Source organism: Streptomyces sp. NPDC091209 (genome assembly GCF_044757755.1).
Classification (GTDB): Bacteria; Actinomycetota; Actinomycetes; order Streptomycetales; family Streptomycetaceae; genus Streptomyces.
The window spans coordinates 1,437,063-1,456,163 of record NZ_JBIVVR010000001.1; the positions used below are offsets into that span (position 1 = coordinate 1,437,063).

At 70.1% G+C, this 19,101-nt stretch carries 19 protein-coding genes; 7 read left to right on the forward strand and 12 right to left on the reverse strand.

Annotated features, from left to right (window positions below):
* Window positions 1-34: 34 nt before the first annotated feature.
* Together ACIQRL_RS06230 and ACIQRL_RS06235 are read right to left on the reverse strand one after the other, a co-directional pair.
* On the reverse strand, window positions 35-1,165 hold the full coding sequence (locus tag ACIQRL_RS06230; protein WP_401327627.1) for a DNA cytosine methyltransferase: 1,131 nt from the start codon (window positions 1,163-1,165) through the stop codon (window positions 35-37).
* Window positions 1,166-1,523: 358 nt separating this feature from the next.
* Window positions 1,524-2,186: an ATP-binding protein gene (locus ACIQRL_RS06235; RefSeq protein WP_401328138.1), complete on the reverse strand. Its 663-nt coding sequence runs from the start codon at window positions 2,184-2,186 to the stop codon at window positions 1,524-1,526.
* 189 nt (window positions 2,187-2,375) lie between these two features.
* Here ACIQRL_RS06235 and ACIQRL_RS06240 point away from each other — a divergent pair, with 189 nt between their 5' ends.
* Together ACIQRL_RS06240 and ACIQRL_RS06245 are read left to right on the forward strand one after the other, a co-directional pair.
* A complete protein-coding gene (locus ACIQRL_RS06240) occupies window positions 2,376-3,221 on the forward strand; it encodes a helix-turn-helix domain-containing protein (RefSeq protein WP_401327629.1) in 846 nt (281 codons plus the stop codon).
* Window positions 3,222-3,443: a DUF397 domain-containing protein gene (locus tag ACIQRL_RS06245; RefSeq protein ID WP_401327632.1), complete on the forward strand. Its 222-nt coding sequence runs from the start codon at window positions 3,222-3,224 to the stop codon at window positions 3,441-3,443.
* 19 nt (window positions 3,444-3,462) lie between these two features.
* On the opposite strand, the gene ACIQRL_RS06250 is transcribed toward ACIQRL_RS06245, so the two are convergent.
* Window positions 3,463-4,155 (reverse strand): hypothetical protein, encoded by a 693-nt coding sequence (locus ACIQRL_RS06250; protein WP_401327635.1) that lies wholly within the window; start codon window positions 4,153-4,155, stop codon window positions 3,463-3,465.
* Window positions 4,156-4,298: 143 nt separating this feature from the next.
* On the opposite strand from ACIQRL_RS06250, the gene ACIQRL_RS06255 reads away from it, so the two are divergent.
* A complete protein-coding gene (locus ACIQRL_RS06255) occupies window positions 4,299-4,601 on the forward strand; it encodes a hypothetical protein (protein ID WP_401327637.1) in 303 nt (100 codons plus the stop codon).
* Window positions 4,602-4,624: 23 nt separating this feature from the next.
* Here the strand turns inward: ACIQRL_RS06255 and ACIQRL_RS06260 are convergent, their stop codons facing one another.
* Window positions 4,625-5,584 (reverse strand): GlxA family transcriptional regulator, encoded by a 960-nt coding sequence (locus tag ACIQRL_RS06260; protein WP_401327640.1) that lies wholly within the window; start codon window positions 5,582-5,584, stop codon window positions 4,625-4,627.
* A 183-nt stretch (window positions 5,585-5,767) separates the two neighbouring features.
* Between ACIQRL_RS06260 and ACIQRL_RS06265 the strand changes: the two genes are divergently transcribed.
* The gene (locus ACIQRL_RS06265) at window positions 5,768-6,307 is read left to right on the forward strand and encodes a hypothetical protein (protein WP_401327641.1); all 540 of its coding nucleotides are present in this window, start codon (window positions 5,768-5,770) and stop codon (window positions 6,305-6,307) included.
* Window positions 6,308-6,444: 137 nt separating this feature from the next.
* On the opposite strand, the gene ACIQRL_RS06270 is transcribed toward ACIQRL_RS06265, so the two are convergent.
* The gene (locus tag ACIQRL_RS06270; RefSeq protein WP_401327643.1) at window positions 6,445-6,906 is read right to left on the reverse strand and encodes a MarR family winged helix-turn-helix transcriptional regulator; all 462 of its coding nucleotides are present in this window, start codon (window positions 6,904-6,906) and stop codon (window positions 6,445-6,447) included.
* A gap of 104 nt (window positions 6,907-7,010) precedes the next feature.
* Here ACIQRL_RS06270 and ACIQRL_RS06275 point away from each other — a divergent pair, with 104 nt between their 5' ends.
* Window positions 7,011-7,958: a zinc-binding alcohol dehydrogenase family protein gene (locus ACIQRL_RS06275; protein WP_401327646.1), complete on the forward strand. Its 948-nt coding sequence runs from the start codon at window positions 7,011-7,013 to the stop codon at window positions 7,956-7,958.
* 236 nt (window positions 7,959-8,194) lie between these two features.
* On the opposite strand, the gene ACIQRL_RS06280 is transcribed toward ACIQRL_RS06275, so the two are convergent.
* The 3 genes from ACIQRL_RS06280 to ACIQRL_RS06290 form a co-directional block, all read right to left on the reverse strand.
* Window positions 8,195-8,569: a VOC family protein gene (locus ACIQRL_RS06280; protein ID WP_401327648.1), complete on the reverse strand. Its 375-nt coding sequence runs from the start codon at window positions 8,567-8,569 to the stop codon at window positions 8,195-8,197.
* Window positions 8,570-8,611: 42 nt separating this feature from the next.
* Window positions 8,612-9,154 carry a hypothetical protein gene (locus tag ACIQRL_RS06285; protein WP_401327651.1) on the reverse strand — a complete coding sequence of 181 codons (543 nt, stop codon included), beginning with the start codon at window positions 9,152-9,154 and terminating at the stop codon, window positions 8,612-8,614.
* Window positions 9,155-9,376: 222 nt separating this feature from the next.
* Complete coding sequence (locus tag ACIQRL_RS06290) at window positions 9,377-10,777, reverse strand: DUF445 domain-containing protein (protein ID WP_401327653.1); 1,401 nt, start codon at window positions 10,775-10,777, stop codon at window positions 9,377-9,379.
* Window positions 10,778-11,005: 228 nt separating this feature from the next.
* On the opposite strand from ACIQRL_RS06290, the gene ACIQRL_RS06295 reads away from it, so the two are divergent.
* Window positions 11,006-12,337, forward strand: a complete 1,332-nt coding sequence (locus ACIQRL_RS06295; RefSeq protein WP_401327655.1) for an SGNH/GDSL hydrolase family protein — start codon at window positions 11,006-11,008, stop codon at window positions 12,335-12,337.
* Window positions 12,338-12,467: 130 nt separating this feature from the next.
* On the opposite strand, the gene ACIQRL_RS06300 is transcribed toward ACIQRL_RS06295, so the two are convergent.
* From ACIQRL_RS06300 to ACIQRL_RS06315, 4 genes are all read right to left on the reverse strand, one after another.
* The gene (locus ACIQRL_RS06300) at window positions 12,468-13,340 is read right to left on the reverse strand and encodes a DUF1707 domain-containing protein (RefSeq protein WP_401327658.1); all 873 of its coding nucleotides are present in this window, start codon (window positions 13,338-13,340) and stop codon (window positions 12,468-12,470) included.
* Between the two features lie 64 nt (window positions 13,341-13,404).
* Window positions 13,405-14,355, reverse strand: coding sequence for an ATP-binding cassette domain-containing protein (locus ACIQRL_RS06305; RefSeq protein ID WP_401328141.1), 951 nt, complete (start codon window positions 14,353-14,355; stop codon window positions 13,405-13,407).
* Window positions 14,356-14,494: 139 nt separating this feature from the next.
* Window positions 14,495-15,490, reverse strand: coding sequence for an ABC transporter permease (locus ACIQRL_RS06310; RefSeq protein WP_401328144.1), 996 nt, complete (start codon window positions 15,488-15,490; stop codon window positions 14,495-14,497).
* A 70-nt stretch (window positions 15,491-15,560) separates the two neighbouring features.
* On the reverse strand, window positions 15,561-16,361 hold the full coding sequence (locus ACIQRL_RS06315; RefSeq protein ID WP_401327661.1) for an ABC transporter permease: 801 nt from the start codon (window positions 16,359-16,361) through the stop codon (window positions 15,561-15,563).
* A 200-nt stretch (window positions 16,362-16,561) separates the two neighbouring features.
* Between ACIQRL_RS06315 and ACIQRL_RS06320 the strand changes: the two genes are divergently transcribed.
* Window positions 16,562-19,066 (forward strand): transglycosylase domain-containing protein, encoded by a 2,505-nt coding sequence (locus ACIQRL_RS06320; protein ID WP_401328147.1) that lies wholly within the window; start codon window positions 16,562-16,564, stop codon window positions 19,064-19,066.
* Window positions 19,067-19,101: the final 35 nt, after the last annotated feature.

A 19,101-nucleotide genomic window follows, 5' to 3' on the forward strand; every position in this document is an offset into this window, starting at 1 on the left:
CCACGACCCGGTCCCGCTCCTCAGCAACTTATAGTCAACGGCTGGTACGGCGCTTGTGGTCGGCCTTGAGTACCTCGATGATCGATTCGCCGATGGCCTGCGCGACGGGCGGCGGGAACGCGTTACCGACCTGCCGGTACTGGGCCGTCTTGCCGCCCGTGAAGTTCCACTCCACCGGAAACCCCTGAATGATCGCGGCCTGTCGAACCGTGAGCATCGGACCGTCGGCACCGAACAGATCCCGGTCCTCGGTGCCAGTCGGCTCACCGTTCACCGGCGCGTTCGCCACGCCCATGCCCGAGACCCCCAGCGCCCGCCAAGCCTTCTTAGCCCGGCTGGGCCCGAGGTCAGCGCCTCCATGCTTCTTGGAACCGCCCACCAGCGTGGGAGCCACGTCCTTGTCCGCCGCTGCCTTCCAGTCCTCGAATACCTGCTGTGCCTGGGCAGCCCGAGCTCCCGTCCTGAAAGGCGCGATGCGTTCCAGCATCGTGGCCTCAAGCGCCTCGGAGACCGTCAACCTCTCAGCACTGGGCGTAGGGGCTTCGTACTTCAGATCCTTGAGTACGTCCTTACGGAAGGCGACAAGGATGGAACGGGGCCGGAGCTGCGGAACACCGAATTTCTCCGCCTCGTACACCTCCCAGCCCACTACCTTGTAGCCGGGCAACCCCTCGTCGGTCAGCTCCATGTCCTCAAGCTGGGCCTGGATCCGTGACCTGTAGTCATTGAACTTGGCATCCATGAGGCCGCGGACGTTCTCGATCATCACCGCCCGGGGCCGGATGAGCTCGGCCAGATCCAGGATGCGTGGGAAGAGGTCACGCTCGTCGTCCTCACCGAGCTGCTTGCCCGCATGCGAGAACGGCGGGCACGGTACTCCGCCAGCCAGCAGGTCGACGTCGCCTCTGCGATAAAGGCCGGCGCTCTTGTCCAGGTCACGCTCGGGATCGAACTCCAGCACGTCCTTGCAGAGAACATCGCAGTTGTCGCGCTCCCAGTCCCACTTCGGGTGCACTTCGATGTTTTCACGCAGAGTCGCAGCCGCGTACTTGTCGATCTCGATGAGGGCAAGGTGCCTGAAACCGGCCACGTGCAGTCCGATCGCCTGCCCGCCAGCGCCGGCGCAGATCTCGATCGACGTGTAGTCCCGGTCAGTCCCGGTCATGACCCCTCCTCTTGCATAAATTCCACTGACGCCTCATACGGCAGCCATCACAGAGGGTGACATGACCCACTGACATTGCGACTCGACACGGCGGCATACACCAGTGTGCGGCATTCCCATCCCCACCCCCGTCACCACAGCAACCACAGCGAGCGGGAGGGGAAGATCGTGACGATTCCTGCCGCGCAGCACAGCCATAACCGGCGGGCACAGACGCGTGGCGGTGGCCGACGTCACAGAGGCATCCCACCTTCCCCACGCAACCGCCGCCTCAAGCCCACGAGCACTCCCGCGGAATCCTGGCGCACCGCAGCAACTCTCCGGGGGCAAATACGGAAGTCCAGTCAAGCGGGCCTCACTAGGCCACGTCTGCTTCAGCTTCGTAGCGCATCTGGGCACGGTCGAGGACATCGTCCGGATCGAGCCCGCGAGCAGCCGTCCAGTGGAGCAGATCCGCGATCAGCTCCACCGCCGACTCCTCAAGACCGATATGCCGCCCACTCACCCGAAACCAAGCCTCGCGACTGGAGTCTTGGTAACCCTCAAGCGCCTCGACGGCACGCTCCATGCGCCGGCACGCCCGGCCGGGGCTGATCGCGATCTCGCACCAGACCGCCTTGCCCGCCACAGTCAGCACCGTGCCCCAGTCCACCGCTAACGCCGCGAGCAGATGCAGGCCCCGACCGCACTCCGAGTAACAGTCCGCCGCGTTCGGTGACGGCAGAACCCGGCTCTTGTCGTGCACTTCGAGACGCAGCCGCTCACCGCGCAACTCAATGATCAGAGTCGCCGAGGCCCCTTCACCGACATGCCTGACCACGTTGGTCGCCAGCTCGGTAACGAGCAGTTCCGCCTCATCGACGGCCGTCGGCATGCCCCATCGGTTCAGCTGTGCCGCAGCGGCCCTCCGGAGGAGGCTCACTTCTGCCGGAACAGCCTCAAAGGGCAGCACAGAACGGAGCCGGGGTTCGGTGACTTCACAGCCGGACATTCGACCGCTCCTCCCTCTTGCACCACACATGCGCAACACCGAACGCACCTGTTCGGATGCGCTGTGTAGTGATCCGTAAGGGAGCATCGCACAGAGAATTCCCACTGTGTAACTTCTCATGAGAATCCATAGGGTGAATCTGATGGCGGGGCCGCGTTCGTGCTGCCCTAGCCTGTGGGGCAGTCCGGGTCTCCGCCCGGCACTTGGCGAGGGAGCCGCATGGCCGAACGAACCACCACCCGGCGACGCCAACTAGGCGCGATGATGCGCAAGTTGCGCACACGCAAGGGCCTGACTCTTGAGGAAGCCGGGCAGGCTGTCGGCGTGTCCAAGGCGACAGTGAGCCGTTACGAGACTCAGTCCGGGCCGGTCAAATGGATCGTCGTCGACGCACTGTGCCGCGAGTACGGAGCAACTGACGCTGAACGTATGGCCGTTGTCGGACTGGCCAAGAATGCCAAGCAGCAAGGCTGGTGGAGTTCCTTCGCCGACTCGATCCCTGAGAGCATGAATCTGCTGCTCACACTTGAGGACGAGGCCGTACGCGAGAGTCACTTTTCCTGCGTCTACGTTCCCGGCCTCCTGCAGACGCGCGCGTACAGCACCGCGCTGCAGAAGGCGAACGAAGTACCCCTGGAGCCAGCCGAGATCGAGCGGCTGGTCGATATCCGCATGAGGCGACAGGAGATCCTCGCCCGATCGAAGCCGTTGCAGCTGTGGGCGATCCTCGACGAGTCCGTTATCCGCCGGGTAGTCGGGTCGCCGCAGGCCATGAGAGAGCAGCTCGACCGCCTGCTGGAAGCGAGCGAGTCACGGCACATAACGCTTCAAGTGCTGCCCTTCTCGAAGGGAGCTCATGCCGCCGCGCTCGGGAGCTTCGTGATCATCGGTGGCGTCGAACCGGCACTCGACGTCGCGTACGTGGACTTCCATACAGGTTCCCTGTTCCTGGAAAAGGACGAGGAACTGGAACGATACAGACTTGCGTTCGAGTACCTGCGCGCGCAAGCGTTGGACATTGAGGCGTCCTCCGCCATGATCCATCGCGCCCGCAAGGAGTTGTGAATGCCCGTCGGCCTCCAGCCCGCTTCCGAGCCTGCCTGGTTCAAGTCGTCTTACAGCGGCGGTAACACGACCGAGTGTGTGGAAGCATCCTTCACGCCGAGCGGTGTCCTCGTACGGGACTCCAAACACACGGGTGGCCCCATCGTCGCGGTATCAACCGCCGTATGGCAGGCCTTCATACGCCACCTGCCCGAACAAGGGGCAACGGAACCAACGAAGTGATCGCCGACGGCGCAGGGAGTCACCCCGCAGTCGGCCTCAAGTCGACGGCGAGGGGGTAGCTGATCGCTTTGGCCGCCGCGACGACCGTCTCGGCACCGACCGACGGGTTCAGGGCAACGATGTCCCGTAGCCCAAGAGGGTGCAGGTCGTAGATGTGGCGAAGGGCCTCGATGTCCACCGGCATCTCGTAGTAGTCCTCGGCGAACGCTTGGAACACCTCCGGGGTCGGGGCGAGCAGCAGCTCGAAGAGCCAGGCCGAGCCGTCGGGGTCCGGGTGGTCGTCGGGGAAGGCGATCTGGCCCGTCTGCCAGGACGGGGCGTCCGTCTCGCGCCACAGGCACACCGTCACCACTGGGCATCCGTTCTCGTCCGTGAAGGCGGGCTCGTCGACGTAGCGCCGGAAGGCCTCGGGCACCGAGTCCAGCACACCTGGCCAGGGCTCCGGCACGTCCTCTCGCCGGTACGGGCTCAAAGGGGACTCGTGGTCGAAGCCGCGGATGTACGCCCCGACGGGCGCGAAGACGATGTCGAACTCGTCGCCCGAGCCGTTGCGCATGAAGGCCGCTTGCTCGGTCTCGGACCACTCGGCGCTGTACGAGTAGAAGCACTCGCCGTCGGGGTTCAGGATCGCCTCGGCCATGGCCATCGATCGGCAGAGATCCTTCAGGGAGTCGATGCCGGGCAGGGCGGCGGCGATGTCTCGGGCTGTCATACGGCCCATCCAATCGGGTGCCACCGACAGTGGGTCCGGGGCGGCCCCGAGCGGCGACCGGGCCTCACCCGGCCCGCGGCCACCCGCGCGCCCCGCGGGCCCGGACCGGGCGTTAGCCTCGGGGAACGAACAAGGAGGCAGCAATGGCGAAGGTACCGGCCTCGATGGTGGCCGCCGCGGGGCTTGTCGGCGGGTACGGCGTCGCCCGGTGGACCAGGAAGCGGCAGCTCGGCGGGGTCGTGCTCGCCGGTGCCGGGGTCGTCGCCGCGCGGCAGTGGAAGCGGCAGGCCGGCGGGACGGCCGCCGGGGTGCTGACCGCCACCTACATCGCCGCCTTCGCCGGCTCGCATCCGCTGGCCAAGAAAGTGGGCGCCTGGCCCGCCGTCTTCGGCGTCGCCGGTGCCGTGGCCCTCGCCTCCTGGGCCGTCGCCGACCGGCCCGCCTGAGCGAGCGACGCCGCGCCCTCGCCTCAGGGAGATCCCACTCCCCGAAACGCCCGCCGGTACGCGTACGGGCTCGTCCCCACCACCCGCTTGAAGCGCTCCCGGAATGCCGTCGGCGAGCCGAACCCGGCCTGGGTGGCGATGCGTTCGACCGGGTAGCTGGTCGTCTCCAGGAGGTACTGGGCGCGTCGTACCCGGGCCCGGTGCAGCCACTGGAGCGGTGTCGTGCCGGTCTGTTCGCGGAAGCGGCGGTTGAGGGTGCGGGTGCTCGTACCGGCGTGGCCGGCGATGTCCTCCAGGGTCAGGTCCCGGTCCGCGTTCTCCTCCAGCCAGTCGAGGAGCGGCTCCATGGTCGCGCCCGCCGGTACCGGCGGCTGGGTGTGGACGATGAACTGGGCCTGGCCGCCCTCCCGTTCGAGGGGCATGACGGACAGCCGGGCGGCGTCCGCGGCGACCGCCGAGCCGTGGTCCTTGCGGATCATGTGCAGGCACATGTCGAGGGCCGCCGCCGCGCCCGCCGAGGTGAGGAACTGGCCGTTGTCGACGTAGAGCACGTTCGGGTCGACGGTCACCGCCGGGTACCTGGCCGCCAGTTCCCGGGCCGCGACCCAGTGCGTGGTCGCGCGCAGTCCGTCCAGCAGGCCGGTGGCGGCGAGGACGAAGGCGCCGACGCACACCGAGGCGATCCGGGTGCCGTTCGCGGCCGCCGCGCACAGCGCCTCGGCGACGCCCGGCGGGAGGGGGACGGACGGGTCGGCGACGCCGGGCAGGACGATCGTTTCCGCCTCGGCCAGCGCCTCCAGACCGTACGGGGCGCGCAGAGTGAAGGCGCCCGCGCTCACCTCCATGTCCGCCGCGACCGAGCACACCCGGGTCCGGTACGCCGGCCGGCCGTCGGGCAGCCGGGCCCAGCCGAAGGTGTCGATCGGGGCGGAGAGATCGAACGGGATGACCTGGTCGAGTGCCAGTACGGCCACGGTGTGCATGGCCAGAGCGTAGGCATACGCCGGATTCCCGTCATGCGGCAGGAAGCGGCCGACGGCGGTCCGCAGCGGGCGGCAGGACCCGGACCCCGGGCAAGACCAGTAGTGCGGTGCTGGCCGGAATCCGTTGGCCCCTGGCAGAAGTGCCACTTCTCCAAGATCCGCCCCGGCCCCTAACGTCACCCCGTGACCAAGTTCCTCCTCGCCGTCCATGTCATCGCCGCGATCGTCGCCATCGGGCCCGTCACGGTCGCCGCGAGCATGTTCCCGCCGGCCGCGCGCAAGCTGCTCGAAGCGCCGGACGACGCGGGCGCACTCGCCACCGCCCGGCTGCTGCATCGCATCTGCCAGGTGTACGCCGTGGCGGGCGTCGTCGTCCCCGTCTTCGGGTTCGCCACGGCGAGCGACATGGGCGTGCTCGGCGACACCTGGCTGATCGTCTCGATCGCGCTGACCGCGCTCGCGGCCGTGGTCCTCGCCGCACTGGTACTGCCCAGGCAGAACGCGATCCTGGAGGGCGCCGTCCAGGCCGGGGCGGCGCGGGAAAGCACCCTTCAGGCGGGAGCGGTCCAGGAGGGGGCGGTCCAGGAGGAAGTTGTCCTGGTGGGAGCGGTGGGCCGTACTGCGACCGTACGGCTCGCGATGTTCACCGGGATCTTCAACTTGTTGTGGGCCACCGTCACCGTCCTGATGATCATCCGGCCGGGCTCCACCACGGGGGCCTAGCCGTATTGCCCTGTGAGGTTGGGGACGCGACCGCCCCGAGGGCTCCGCTCGCCTGCCCGGAGCACCCGGGCCCGGTGGTCGGCTCCGCCAGGGCCTGATCGCGTCAGCCTTGAGCCGACGGCACACCGTGGCGGCACTCAGGCCGTGGGCGGGGCTACCGCGTGGCGCGTCTGCTGGATCAGGACCGTGGTGGCGCGTTCCAGGAGTTCGCAGAGCGCGGTGTGCTCGGAGGGCGTGAACGCGTCGGTGAGTGCGCGCTCAAGGATGATCACCTCCTGGTAGGCGCGGTCCAGCAGCGCCTGACCCTCAGCCGTGAGGGTGGCGATCTGTACCTTGGCGTGCACGGGAGACGTCTCGCGACGGATGAGTTCCTTGTTCTCCATATTGGCCAGCACGCTGCTCATGCTCTGCTGCGTCACCCCGCAGGAGCGGGCCAGTTGGGCGCCGGACATGCCACCTTCGCGCGAGATGACCAACAGCACCGTGTACTGGGTCATGGTCAGCCCGTAGGCGCGCAGTACCGCCTCATGGTGCGCCATCAACGCCTGCTCCGACCGCCTGATCCGGGCGCAGAGGTCGTTCTCGATCGGGATTTCCACCGCGCACCCTCACTCCACTGACAGGTTCATGGGTTGACTCAGGAACCTTATATACATAGCGTCTCGACTATCAGGATACTGAGTCAACGCAGGAGGCTGTAATCGTGAAGGCTGTCGTTCTCGACGCCGATGACCGCTACCGGGTCGCCGAACTCGATGAGCCCACCCCCGGCCCCGGCCAAGTGGCGATCCGTGTGGCCTACGCCGGGATCCAGTGGGGCGACACGATGGTCAGGGACGGCCACTTCGCCGTACCGCGTCCTTTCGTCCCCGGGTTCGAGGCGGCCGGGCACGTCGTCGCGGTCGGCGCGGGTGTCGACGCACGCCGTGTCGGCGCGCCCGTCACCGCACTGACCGCCTCGGGCGCCTACGCCGAGGTGGTCCTGGCACCCGCCCCGCTCACCTTCGACACCGGCGGCATGCCGCTGAGGACGGCCGCGGGTCTCGGGTGGGGCGCGCCGACCGCCTACGACCTGATCAACACCGCCGCGCACGTGCGGCCCGGCGAGAACGTACTGATCCACGCCGCCGCCGGCTCGGTGGGCACGCTCGCTGCCCAGTTCGCCCGACTGGCCGGAGCGGGCCGGATCGTCGGTGTAGTCGGCAGTGCCGACAGGGCCGACTACGCCGCGCAGTTCGGGTACGACCAGCTTCTGCTGCGCGAGGAGTTCCCGGCCGAGCTCGGCGACGAGAAGCCCGACGTCATCCTCGACCCGGTCGGCGGCCCGACGCGCACCGCCGGCCTCGAACAGCTCGCGGCGCACGGCCGGCTGGTGGCATACGGCAACCTCGCCACGTACGAACCCGTCCGCGCCGACACCAACGACCTCCTCACGCACGGCAAGTCACTGCTGACCTACAACAGCAACCTGCTCAGCCGGACCCACCCTCAGCGGCTCGCCGACAGTGCACGCCGCGCACTCGGCCTCGTCGCCGACGGCAAGGTCCGCATGGACATCACTGCCGAGTACGCCCTCGAGGACCTGGCCATGGCCGTGCAGCGCCTCGCCGAGGGAACGACCCATGGCAAGAGCATCCTCCGCGTCGCCTGACAACACGCGGAGAACACCGACCACGAGGCGGCTCCCGCGATGAACCGCGCCAGGACGAGAGACCCTCGTGGAGCGTCCGTTGACGGCGGACGGATGCGCCACGCTGTGGGAGGGGCCGGCCGGATGCCCGTACTCGTGGGGCGGCGGCCCGAGTTCCGGATGCGCTGGACGGCGACGAAGCCGCATCTGCTCACGGTGGCCGCGGCCGTCCGGGAGACAGGCGGTACGCCCTCGCCTCATCCCAGTACGCCCTCGCCCCGATGTCCCAGCACATTCACCACCCGCCCGTTCGGATCCCGTACGAAGAACCGTCGTACGCCCCACTCCTCGTCCCGCGGCTCCCGCAGGACCTCCGCGCCCGACGCGATCACCCGCGCGTACACGGCGTCGACGTCCTCGACCTCCACGCTCAGGTCGGGGACGACGGGGGCGGTGCGCTCCTCGGTGAGGAAGCTGATCTGCGCGGTGGGGTTGGACGGCGACGCGAGCGTCATGACCCAGCCCTGGTTCATGACCTCCTCGAAGCCGAGCAGGCCGTAGAAGTCCCGGTTCGCGGTCATGTCCTTCTCGGACCCGACCCGGATGTCGGGGACGATCCTTCGGACGGTCATGGCCTGCCTCCTCGCGGCCCACGAACGGTGAGCCGGTTCTCGTCACGCACCGGTGCGGTTGTCGTCACGGACCATGGGACCCCCGCTCGTCGCGAACGGTGGACCGGCGTCCCGGCGGCGGCCGGCCAGGGCCAGCTCCTCCTCCAGGGCGTCCGGCAAGTCTGACCTGAACTGCCGCGCCACCGAGGCCACGACAAGCACGGTGGCGGCCGCCAGCAGGGTGACGGCCGCCCACGTCAGCGGCCATACGTCGGCGAAGCCGTCCGGGGCGCCGGGATGGGTGCGCAGGGACACGTAGAGCAGGGTCGCCGGAGGCACCGCGACCAGCAGCAGCGGCCAGGCGAGCGCGTCCCGGAGGCCGAAGTGGACGGCCAGGAGCAGCAGGAGCGCGGCGAGGGCGACGACACCGGTCGCGGTCACCGGGGTCGTCTCCACGGCCGAGCCCGGCGTCCCGGGGCGGTTGCGCAGGTCCCAGGGGAGGCAGAGGAGGTACGCCGCGCAGGACAGGGCGGCGCCGAGCACACGCGTCAGCCAGCGTTCCGGCCAGGGGCGCGTTCGCAGAGGGCGGAGCAGCTTCTCGGTCATGCGTACGAGAATTCCGCGCCCGGCGGGGGCGCGACAGAGTACGCGTACTCAGAACCGGCTTCTCGGAACGGGCCCGTGAGGCGCCCGGCGGGCAGCGGGCGCGAGCCCTCGCCCGGCTCCCCGTCCCGGCTTCCTGTCCCGGCTCCCTGTCCCGGCTTCCTCGCCGGGCTTCCTCGCCGGGCTCCCGCCCCGACCCCGTGTCCCGGCTTCCTCCCCGGCCGGTCATGCCCCCAGCGCGTGCGACACCACGTAGATCAGCAGTCCGGCCAGTGAGCCGACCACGGTGCCGTTGATCCGGATGAACTGCAGGTCACGGCCGATGTTCGCCTCGATCTTCTTGGTCGTGTGCTCGGCGTCCCAGCCCGCGACCGTGTCCGTGATGAGCGAGGTGATCTCCTTGCGGTACGTCGTCACCACGTACACCGCGGCGCCCTCCACCCAGCTGTCGACCTTGGCCTGGAGCTTGGGTTCGGTGGCCATCCGGGCCCCGAGGGACAGCAGTGAGGCCCGCACGCGCAGCCGCAGTTCACTGCGCTCGTCCTCGGCCGCGGACACGATCATCGACCGTACGGCCGTCCACGCGGACGCGATCAGATCCTGGACCTCGCCGCGGCCCAGCACCTCGCCCTTGAGGCGCTCAACGCGCGCGCGGGTGTCGGTGTCGGACTGGAGGTCGGAGGCGAAGTCGGTGAGGAACCGGTCCAGGGCGCCACGGGCCGGGTGGGACGGGGAGTCGCGCATCTCGGTGACGAAGCGGAGCAGTTCCTTGTAGACGCGCTCGCCGACCTTCTTGTCGACGAAACGGGGTGTCCAGCCGGGCGCGCCGCCCTGGACGGCGCCCATCACCTGCTCGTCGTGGAACACCAGCCAGTCGTGGGCGCGGGTGACCACCAGGTCGACGAACCGTCTGTGGCCGCCGTCCGCGACGATCCTCTCCAGCATTTTCCCTATGCCGGGCGCGATCTCCTGGGCGTCGGCGCGGCGGGTGATCGCCTCCCCGACGACGGCCTGGACGTCGGAGTCCCTGAGGACGGTCAGCGCGCCTCTGAGCGCGGCGGCCAGTTCGGCCGTGACCCGGTCCGCGTGGTCGGGATCGGCGAGCCAGGCGCCGAGTCTGCTGCCGATGCCCACCGCGCGCAGCCGCTGTCTGACGACCTCCTCGGAGAGGAAGTTCTCGCCGACGAACTCGCCCAGCGAGACGCCGAGCTGATCCTTCTTGGTGGGGATGATCGCGGTGTGCGGGATGGGCAGCCCGAGCGGGTGCCGGAACAGGGCCGTGACCGCGAACCAGTCGGCCAGCGCGCCGACCATGCCCGCCTCGGCGGCCGCCGCGACATAACCGGCCCAGGCACCCGCGCCCTCGTGCGAGGCCCATTTGGCCAGGACGTAGACGACGGCGACGAAGAGCAGCAGGCCGGTGGCGGTCGTCTTCATCCGGCGCACGCCGCGGCGTTTCTCCTCGTCGGCGGGGCTGAAGGTGTTCATCGCCCGGCCCGGCGGTCCGGCGGCCGTCGCGGCACTCGTGGCGCTCGTGGCGCTCGAAGCACCCGTGGCGTTCGCGGCGGTGCCGGGACGGGCATGCTGCTCCATGCCGTCCGCTTCACCCGAATTCGTGCGTTCCATTCACTCCACCCGTTCGCAGGCCCCGTCGCGCCCCGTACACATTGTCCCTTTCTCCCTCTCCCCCTGACCGACTCCTGGAACGACACAGGAGTTCCCGGCGTCTGTTCGGATGGGGAATCGACCAGGGGATCCCCTAGGGGGCGCGTCGGAGCGCTGCCACCCCATGCCGCATCATGGGGTGATCACATCGGAGCCCCGGGCTCCCTCGCTCGAGGAGAAACGCACCGCATGACCAAGCGTCACGGTTATGCCCTGCTCGCCGCGGTCCTTGCCGTGGTCGTGGTCCTTTCCGGAGCCATCTACCTCGGCGCCGCGGCCGGCGACGGCAGCCGCGCCAGGACCGATGTCGCCGGCGGCCGCACGTCGCACGGCGCCGCCGCCCCCGCCTCCACCGGCACCTGGGTCGGCGCCTGGTCGGCCTCCCCGGCCGGAGCCGAGCCCGGCACCGAGCAGCGGGGACTGGCGGGCCGCTCCGTGCGCAACGTCGTGCACACGGCCGCCGGGGGTACGAGTGCCCGCGTCACGCTGTCCAATCTCTACGGGCAGCAGCCGCTGGTCGTCACGCACGCCACGATCGCCGTCGCCGCGACGGCGAACAACGCCGCCGCCACGGCCGACACCATGCGCCGCCTCACGTTCGGCGGCGCCACCGCGGTCGTGGTCCCCTCCGGCGGGCAGGTGATGAGCGACGCCGTGCGCGTCCGTATCCCGCACGGCGTGGACGTCCTCGTGACGACGTACTCGCCGACCCCGTCCGGTCCGGTCACCTACCACCCGCGCGCCCGGCAGATCTCGTACGTGGCCGACGGCGACCGCACCGAGGACGTGAGCGCCGCCCCGTACACCGAACAGAGCCCGTACTGGCGCTACCTGACCGCGCTCGACGTGCTGAGCGACGAGGCCACGGGCACCGTCGTCGTCCTCGGTGACTCGCTCACCGACGGCGTCACCTCCACCGTGGGGGCCAACCGCCGCTGGACGGACGTCCTTTCGGACCGGCTGCGCGCGTCGGCCGGATCCGGCGACACCCCCCGCTACAGCGTCGTCAACCAGGGCATCAGCGGGAACCAGATCCTCGCCGCGGGCTCCGGCCGGCCGGCCGACAACCCCAGCGGGCTGAGCCGGTTCGGACGCGACGTGCTCGACCGTACGAGCGTCAAGGCCGTCGTCGTCGACCTCGGCGTCAACGACATCCTGCGCAACCCGGACCCGGTCGATCCGCGCACCGTCACCGACGGCCTGCGGACCCTGGTGCGGCAGGCGCACGCCCGTGGACTGCGGGTGGTCGGGGCCACGTTGATGCCCTTCCAGGGGCACCGCGGGTACACGGACGAGCGGGAGGCCGTACGCGAGGCCGTGAACGCGGAGATCCGGGCCGGGCGGGTGTACGACGCCGTCGTCGACTTCGACCTCGCGCTGCGGGACCCGCACAACCCGCGCCGGCTGCGGCCCGACTACGACTCGGGCGATCATCTGCACCCCGACGACGAGGGGTTCCGGCGGATGGCCGACGTGTTCGACCTGGAGGACCTGAAGGGATCGGCCCCGGCGGAACTGTGATCGGCCGGACGCCCGCGCACCGGTGATCCGCCGGACGCCCGCGCACCGGTGACGACCGGGTTCCCGCGGCCCACGACGGCACGGACAGCAGTCGGCTACGGGCGCCAACGTCCGTGGCCACCGCCGGAGTTCAGTAGTCGCCGTCCCGCCGTCGGTGTCGGTCGTCCCGGCGCTCCCGGTGCCGCTCCCTGCGCTCATCATGGCGCCGGCGACGCTCCTCATGGCGCTCACGGCGGTCCTCGTGGCGGTCGCGGATCAGGTCGCGGACATCGTCGAGCGCGTCGAACGCGTCACCGAGGCCCCCGTCCTGCGAGCCCCGCAACTCCTTGCGGGCCTCGCGGCGTTCCAGCTTCTCCTGGCGGCGCTCCTCCTTCAGCCGCTGGCGCTCGGCGCGGGTGAGTTTGCGCTCGACACCGACACCGCCCCAGAAGGCGAAGCCCGTGACGATCACCCGGGGTGCCCCGGGGTCACCTGCGTGGTCCGACTCGCTGTGGTCGAAGCCCCCCATGATGCCGATGCCGCGGACGACGACCTCGACGCCGGGTGGCACGATCACGTTCATCCCGCCCATGACCGCGACGCAGTTGACGACGACCTCGCGGTCCGCGAAATTCGCCTCGCGCAGGTCGATCTCACCGCCGCCCATGAAGGCGAAGGAGTTGAAGCGCTTCGGCACGGTCCAGCGGCCCTTGCGCTCGAAGCCGGACAGGATCGCCACCGCCCACGAGGACGAGCCCTCGCCGCCGACGATACGAGCGCCCCAACTCCCTTCGTCCACCGGCTGCTTGACCATGGAGATACGCGCGGCCGGGACCGCGCCCGGCAGATCGCGGGTGATCGGCGTCAACTCCCCGTAGGTACGGGCCGTGTACGTCGCCTCCAGCCTCTCCTCGAACTCCTCCATGTCGAGACGGCCCTCCGCGAGGGCGTCCCTCAGCTGTTCGGCGACACGTTCACGATCGGCGTCGGAGGCGCGCAGCTCCGGGAGTTCGTCGTCGGTCATGGACAGCAGCCTACGAGTTCCCCCGCCCGTGGGCCATCCGGCCCGCCCTTCCGGGAGGCCCCCGCTACGAGGCCGTCTTCCCGGCGTACATACGGCTGATGACCGCCTCGATGTCCGGCTCCCGTACCGAGAGGTCCAGCAGCGGGTACTCCGCCGCGATCCGCGCCACCAGCGGAGCCGCCGACCGGCCGGCGGGGAAGGCGAGCCACTGCCGCGGCCCCTCCACCTTCACCACCCGCGCCGACTCCACCTCGATCGGCGGCAGTTCCCGCTCCAGGTCCACGACCAGGGTCCGTTCGCTCTCCCCCACCTCGTGCAGCCCGCTCAGCGCGCCGTCGTACATCAGCCGCCCGTGATCGATGACCATCACCCGCCGGCACAACTGCTCGATGTCGGTGAGGTCGTGCGTGGTGAGCAGAACCGTGGTGCCGCGCTCGGCGTTCAGATCCCGCAGGAACTCCCGGACCCGTACCTTGCTGACCACGTCGAGCCCGATCGTCGGCTCGTCGAGGTAGAGCACCTCGGGGTCGTGCAGCAGGGCCGCCGCGATGTCCCCGCGCATCCGCTGCCCCAGCGACAACTGCCGCACGGGCACGTCCAACAGGGCGCCGAGCTCCAGGAGTTCGACACAGCGGTCGAGGTTCTCCCGGAAACGCGCGTCGGGGATGCGGTACATGCGATGCATCAGCCGATACGAGTCGATCAGCGGGAGGTCCCACCACAGCGTCGTACGCTGCCCGAAGACGACCCCGATCCGGCGCGCCAGACGGGTGCGCTCACGGGACGGGTCGAGACCGGCGACCCGCAGCCGGCCGCCCGACGGGGTGAGGATGCCGGTGAGCATCTTGATCGTGGTCGACTTGCCGGCGCCGTTCGGACCGATGTAGCCGACCATCTCACCACGCGCCACGGTGAAGGAGATCGAGTCGACCGCCCGCACCTGCCGCCGCTCACCGCGCAGGAACCCCGTCTTCTTGCGCACGTCGAAGACCTTCTCGACACCGTCGAGTTCGATGAACCCGCTCTCCGCGCCCGCACCCCCGACCGGCCCGGTCGATTCCCTTTCCGGAGCGGCACTCTCTCCGCCCCGCCGGGTGAAGTCGCCCCCCGGACCGGTGTGTTCGCTGTTTCCGGCGATGGCCACGCCCATTCCCCTAACTTCCCGTACTCCGGTACGCGCGCAGCCCCGCGCGCCAGGCGATCCCGGACAGCGCGCAGCAGCCCGCCGCCACGAGAGGTGGTGCGAACGCGACCCACGTCGGCAGGTCGAGCGGATAGGGCCGCCCCAGCACATACAGCGCGGGCAGCCAGTTGACGAAGGCGAGCGGGAGGACGAAGGTCGCCCCGCGCAGCAGGTCCTTGGTGAAGACGGTCGGCGGGTACTGCAGGAGCGTATTGCCGCCGTACGTGAAGGAGTTCTGCACCTCGGAGGCGTCCTGCGCGACGAACTGGAAGGCCGCGCCGGCCACGAACACCGCCGCGAAGATCGCTCCGCCGCTGAGCACCGTCATCGGGATCATCAGCACCTTGAGCGGCGTCCAGTGGATGTCGAGGACGGCGAGGGCGTATCCGAGGACGAGCAGGCCCTGGGTGATCCGGCCGAGACGGCGCAGTGCGAAGCGGTCCGCGGCGACCTGCGCGAGCACGGGCACCGGACGCACCAGGAGCGTGTCGAGGGTGCCGTCCCGCACCCGGCGCCCGAGCCGGTCCATCGAGCCCAGACCCAGGTCCGCCAGCCCGAAGGCGGTGCCGGACAGCCCGTAGAGCAGGGCGACCTCGGGCAGGCTGTAGCCGCCGAGCCGGTCGACCTGCGAGAACATCAGCAGGATCGCCACGAAGTCGAGAGCGGTCGCCGCGAAGTTCCCGAACGCGGTCATCGCGAAGGAGGCCCGGTAGGCCATCGTGGAACGGATCCACATAGCGCTGATCAGCCGGTAGGCGCGCAGCCCGTCCCGCAGCCGCTCGTACGCCCCCTGCCGCCCGAAGGGGTGGGAATCCGCAGCGCGGACCGTCCCCCGCACCGGGCCGCCCACGACCCGCGCCCGCTCGCGCACCGGGCCGGCAGCCCCGCGCGCCTCCTCCGAAAGACCCGCCACGCCCCGGGCCCCTTCCTCCGTCCGACCCGCCTTCGCCCGGGCCGCCTCCTCCATCGGACCGGCCACGCCCAGGGCCGCCTCCGCCATGGGGCCCGCCACAGTCGGCTCCCCTTCCGCCACCGGGTCAGCCACCCTGAACCACCACCCTCCGCGTCGCCGCCGACTGGACCAGCCGCCCGGCCGCGAGCAGCCCGATCGCCCAGGCGGCCTGCACCGCGTACGTGCCCAGCGGGTCCGCCGTGCCGAGCAGGACGTCCACCGGAGCCTGGATCAGCGACGACCAGGGCAGCGCCCGTACGACCTCGCCGAGGACCCCCGGGAAGACGTTCAGCGGCAGCAGCATCCCCGAGCAGAAGATCCCCGCGATCGAGGTCAGCTGCGCCACCCCCGCGCCGTCGAGCAGCCAGAACGCGGACAGCGCCACCAGGAAGCGGATCGCGAACCCGACGACCACTCCGAGCGCGACCGCGACCAGGAAGGCGAGCCAGGTCAGCGGATCCGAGGGCAGCGCCAGGTCGAAGACGAGCGCGCCGAAGACGAGCGGGATCACTCCGCGGCCCATCAGATGGAACAGCGCCCGGCCCATGTCCTGCGCGAGCCACCACATCTGGAGGTCGGCCGGCCGGTACAGGTCGATCGCGATGTCACCCGTTCGGATGCGCTCGATCAGTTCCTCCTCGAAGCCGCCGCCCATCACCGCGACCACCATCAGCAGCCCCTGGCTGAGCCACACGTAACTCAGCGCCTGCGCCTGGTCGTAGCCGCCCAGATGCGGCTTCGTGTCCCACAGGGCGATGAACAGGTACGCCAGGATCAGCCCGAAGACGGTGTTGGTGAAGACGCCCGCCGCGGTGGCCGTCCGATAGGTGGCGTACCGCCGGAACCCGCTTCCCGCGACAGCCGCGTACAGCCGCGCCGTGCCCACAACCCGTCCCCGTCCTCAGCGTTGGGCCAAAGCGCAGGAGCCTAGCCCCGGCCCGGCGTGACCCGCCACGCATTTTCCGGCGCGACGCGTGCCGGGATCGGGGAACGGAACGCATGGTGCGAGAGTCTTCAAGAGGTGACGTATCAGGCGTACGAGGGCGTATGGCAACGTACGACGCGAAACAGGAGTTCGGCGAACAGATGAGCGACGAGCCGCAGCAGCGCAGCCAGGGCTGGGCACCCAGGGAACCGGGAACGGGCCCCCGCCCGGCCCCGGCCACCGCGGCGGGACCGCAGACGGGACCACAGAGGGCCCCGGGCAAGCCCGGCGGGAAGCCGAAGCGGAAACAGCGGCCGAAGCGGACCGGCCTGCGCCGGCTCGTCCCGACCTGGCGCATGCTGCTCGGCACGATCCTCGGCGCGGTGCTGCTCCTGGCCGGCCTCTTCGCGCTCGGCTACTTCCTCGTCAGGATCCCGTCCGCGAACGCCGCCGCGATCAAGCAGAGCAACGTCTACCTGTACGCCGACGGCAGCCAGCTCGCCCGCGACGGTGACATCAACCGCGAGAACGTCTCGCTCGCGCAGATCTCCAAGGACGCCCAGCACGCCACCCTCGCCGCCGAGGACCGGGACTTCTACAGCGAGTCCGCCATCGACCCCAAGGCGATGCTCCGCGCCGGCTGGAACACGGTCACCGGCAAGGGCAGACAGTCCGGCTCGACGATCACCCAGCAGTACGTCAAGAACTACTACCTGGGCCAGGAACAGACGGTCACCCGGAAGGTGAAGGAGTTCTTCATCTCCATCAAGCTCGACCGGGAGAAGAGCAAGGACGACATCCTGGAGGGCTACCTCAACACCAGCTACTACGGCCGCAACGCCTACGGCATCCAGGCCGCGGCCCAGGCCTACTACGGCGTGAACGCCAGGGACCTGACCGTCGGGCAGGGCGCCTACCTCGCCGCACTGCTCAACGCCCCCAGCGAGTACGACGTGATCGCGCACCCCGAGAACAGGGCCGCGGCCCTCGCCCGCTGGAACTACGTCCTCGACGGCATGCTCAAGCAGAAGTGGCTGACCCGGGCCGCGCGCGACCGCGTCGCCTTCCCGGCGCCCAAGCAGGCCAAGGGCTCGGCGGGCCTGTCGGGCCAGCGCGGCTACCTCGTGCAGGCCGTCAACGCCTATCTGGCCTCGAACAAGATCCTCGACGAGGACACCCTCACCAGTGGCGGCTACCGCATCACCACGACACTCCAGAAGTCCAAGCAGGACGCCTTCGTGAAGGCCGTCAACGACCAGGTGATGGACCAGCTCGACAAGAAGAACCGCAAGGTCGACACCTACGTCCGCGCCGGCGGCGTCGCCATCGACCCGTCCAGCGGCAAGGTCCTCGCGATGTACGGCGGCATCGACTACACCAAGCAGTACGTCAACAACGCCACCCGCCGCGACTACCAGGTCGGCTCCACCTTCAAGCCGTTCGTCTTCACCTCCGCCGTCCAGAACGGCTCACAGACCGAGGACGGCCGCACGATCACCCCGAACACCGTCTACGACGGCACCGACCAGCGTCCCGTGCAGGGCTGGAACGGCGGCTCCTACGCGCCGGAGAACGAGGACGGCGTCTCGTACGGAGACATCTCCGTCCGCACCGCCACCGACAAGTCGGTCAACTCGGTGTACGCGCAGATGGCCGTCGACGTCGGCCCCGCCAAGGTGGAGAGGACCGCCGTGGCCCTCGGCCTCCCGGCCGACACCCCCGACCTGACCGCCTCCCCGTCCATCGCGCTCGGACCGGCCACCGCCAGCGTCCTCGACATGGCGGAGGCGTACGCCACCCTCGCCAACCACGGCGGCCACGGGACGTACACGCTCGTCCAGAAGATCACCAAGGAAGGCTCGGAGGACGTGCAGTCGCCGGCCCGGAACGCCCTGCCGGGCACCCGGCAGGTGGTGAGCCGCGAGGCCGCCGACACCACGACCTCCATGCTCCAGAGCGTCGTCGACGGCGGTACCGGGCAGGCAGCACAGGACGCCGGCCGGCCCGCCGCGGGCAAGACCGGCACAGCCGAGGAGGACACCGCCGCCTGGTTCGCGGGCTACACCCCCGACCTCGCCACCGTCGTGGCCGTGATGGGCCAGGACCCCGAGACCGGCGCCCACAAATCCCTGTACGGCGCCCTCGGACAGCCCCGCGTCAACGGCGGCGGCTTCCCCGCGCAGATCTGGGCCCAGTTCACCCAGGACGCCCTGGACGGAACCGAGGCGTCGGACTTCGACCTCCAGCTCCAGCCGGGCGCGGACGAACAGGACGACCCCGGCTACGACCCCGGCACACCGGACGCCACCGACAACCAGGACGGCGGCGGCACCACGGACGGCGGCCAGGACGCGGGCGGCACACAGGGCGGGGCCAACGGCAGCACACCGGCGTCGACGAACGGCCGGACACAGGGCCAGTCCCAGGGCGGGACGAACGGCCGGACCGGCGGCCGGACCCAGGGCCGGACGAACGGCGGCACCGACGCCTCCGGCGGAACCACGACCGGGACCACCGGTGGCACCACCACGGACGGCGGCGCCACCGGAGCCACCACGACCGGCGGCACCACGACCGACGGTGGCGCCACGGACGGCGGCATCGTGGGCACGACAGCGGGCCAGGGACCCCTGAGCGGGCTCACGCACAGGAAACAGAAACACTGAGGTCCGGACAGCCGGCGCGGGCGCCGGTCCGGCGG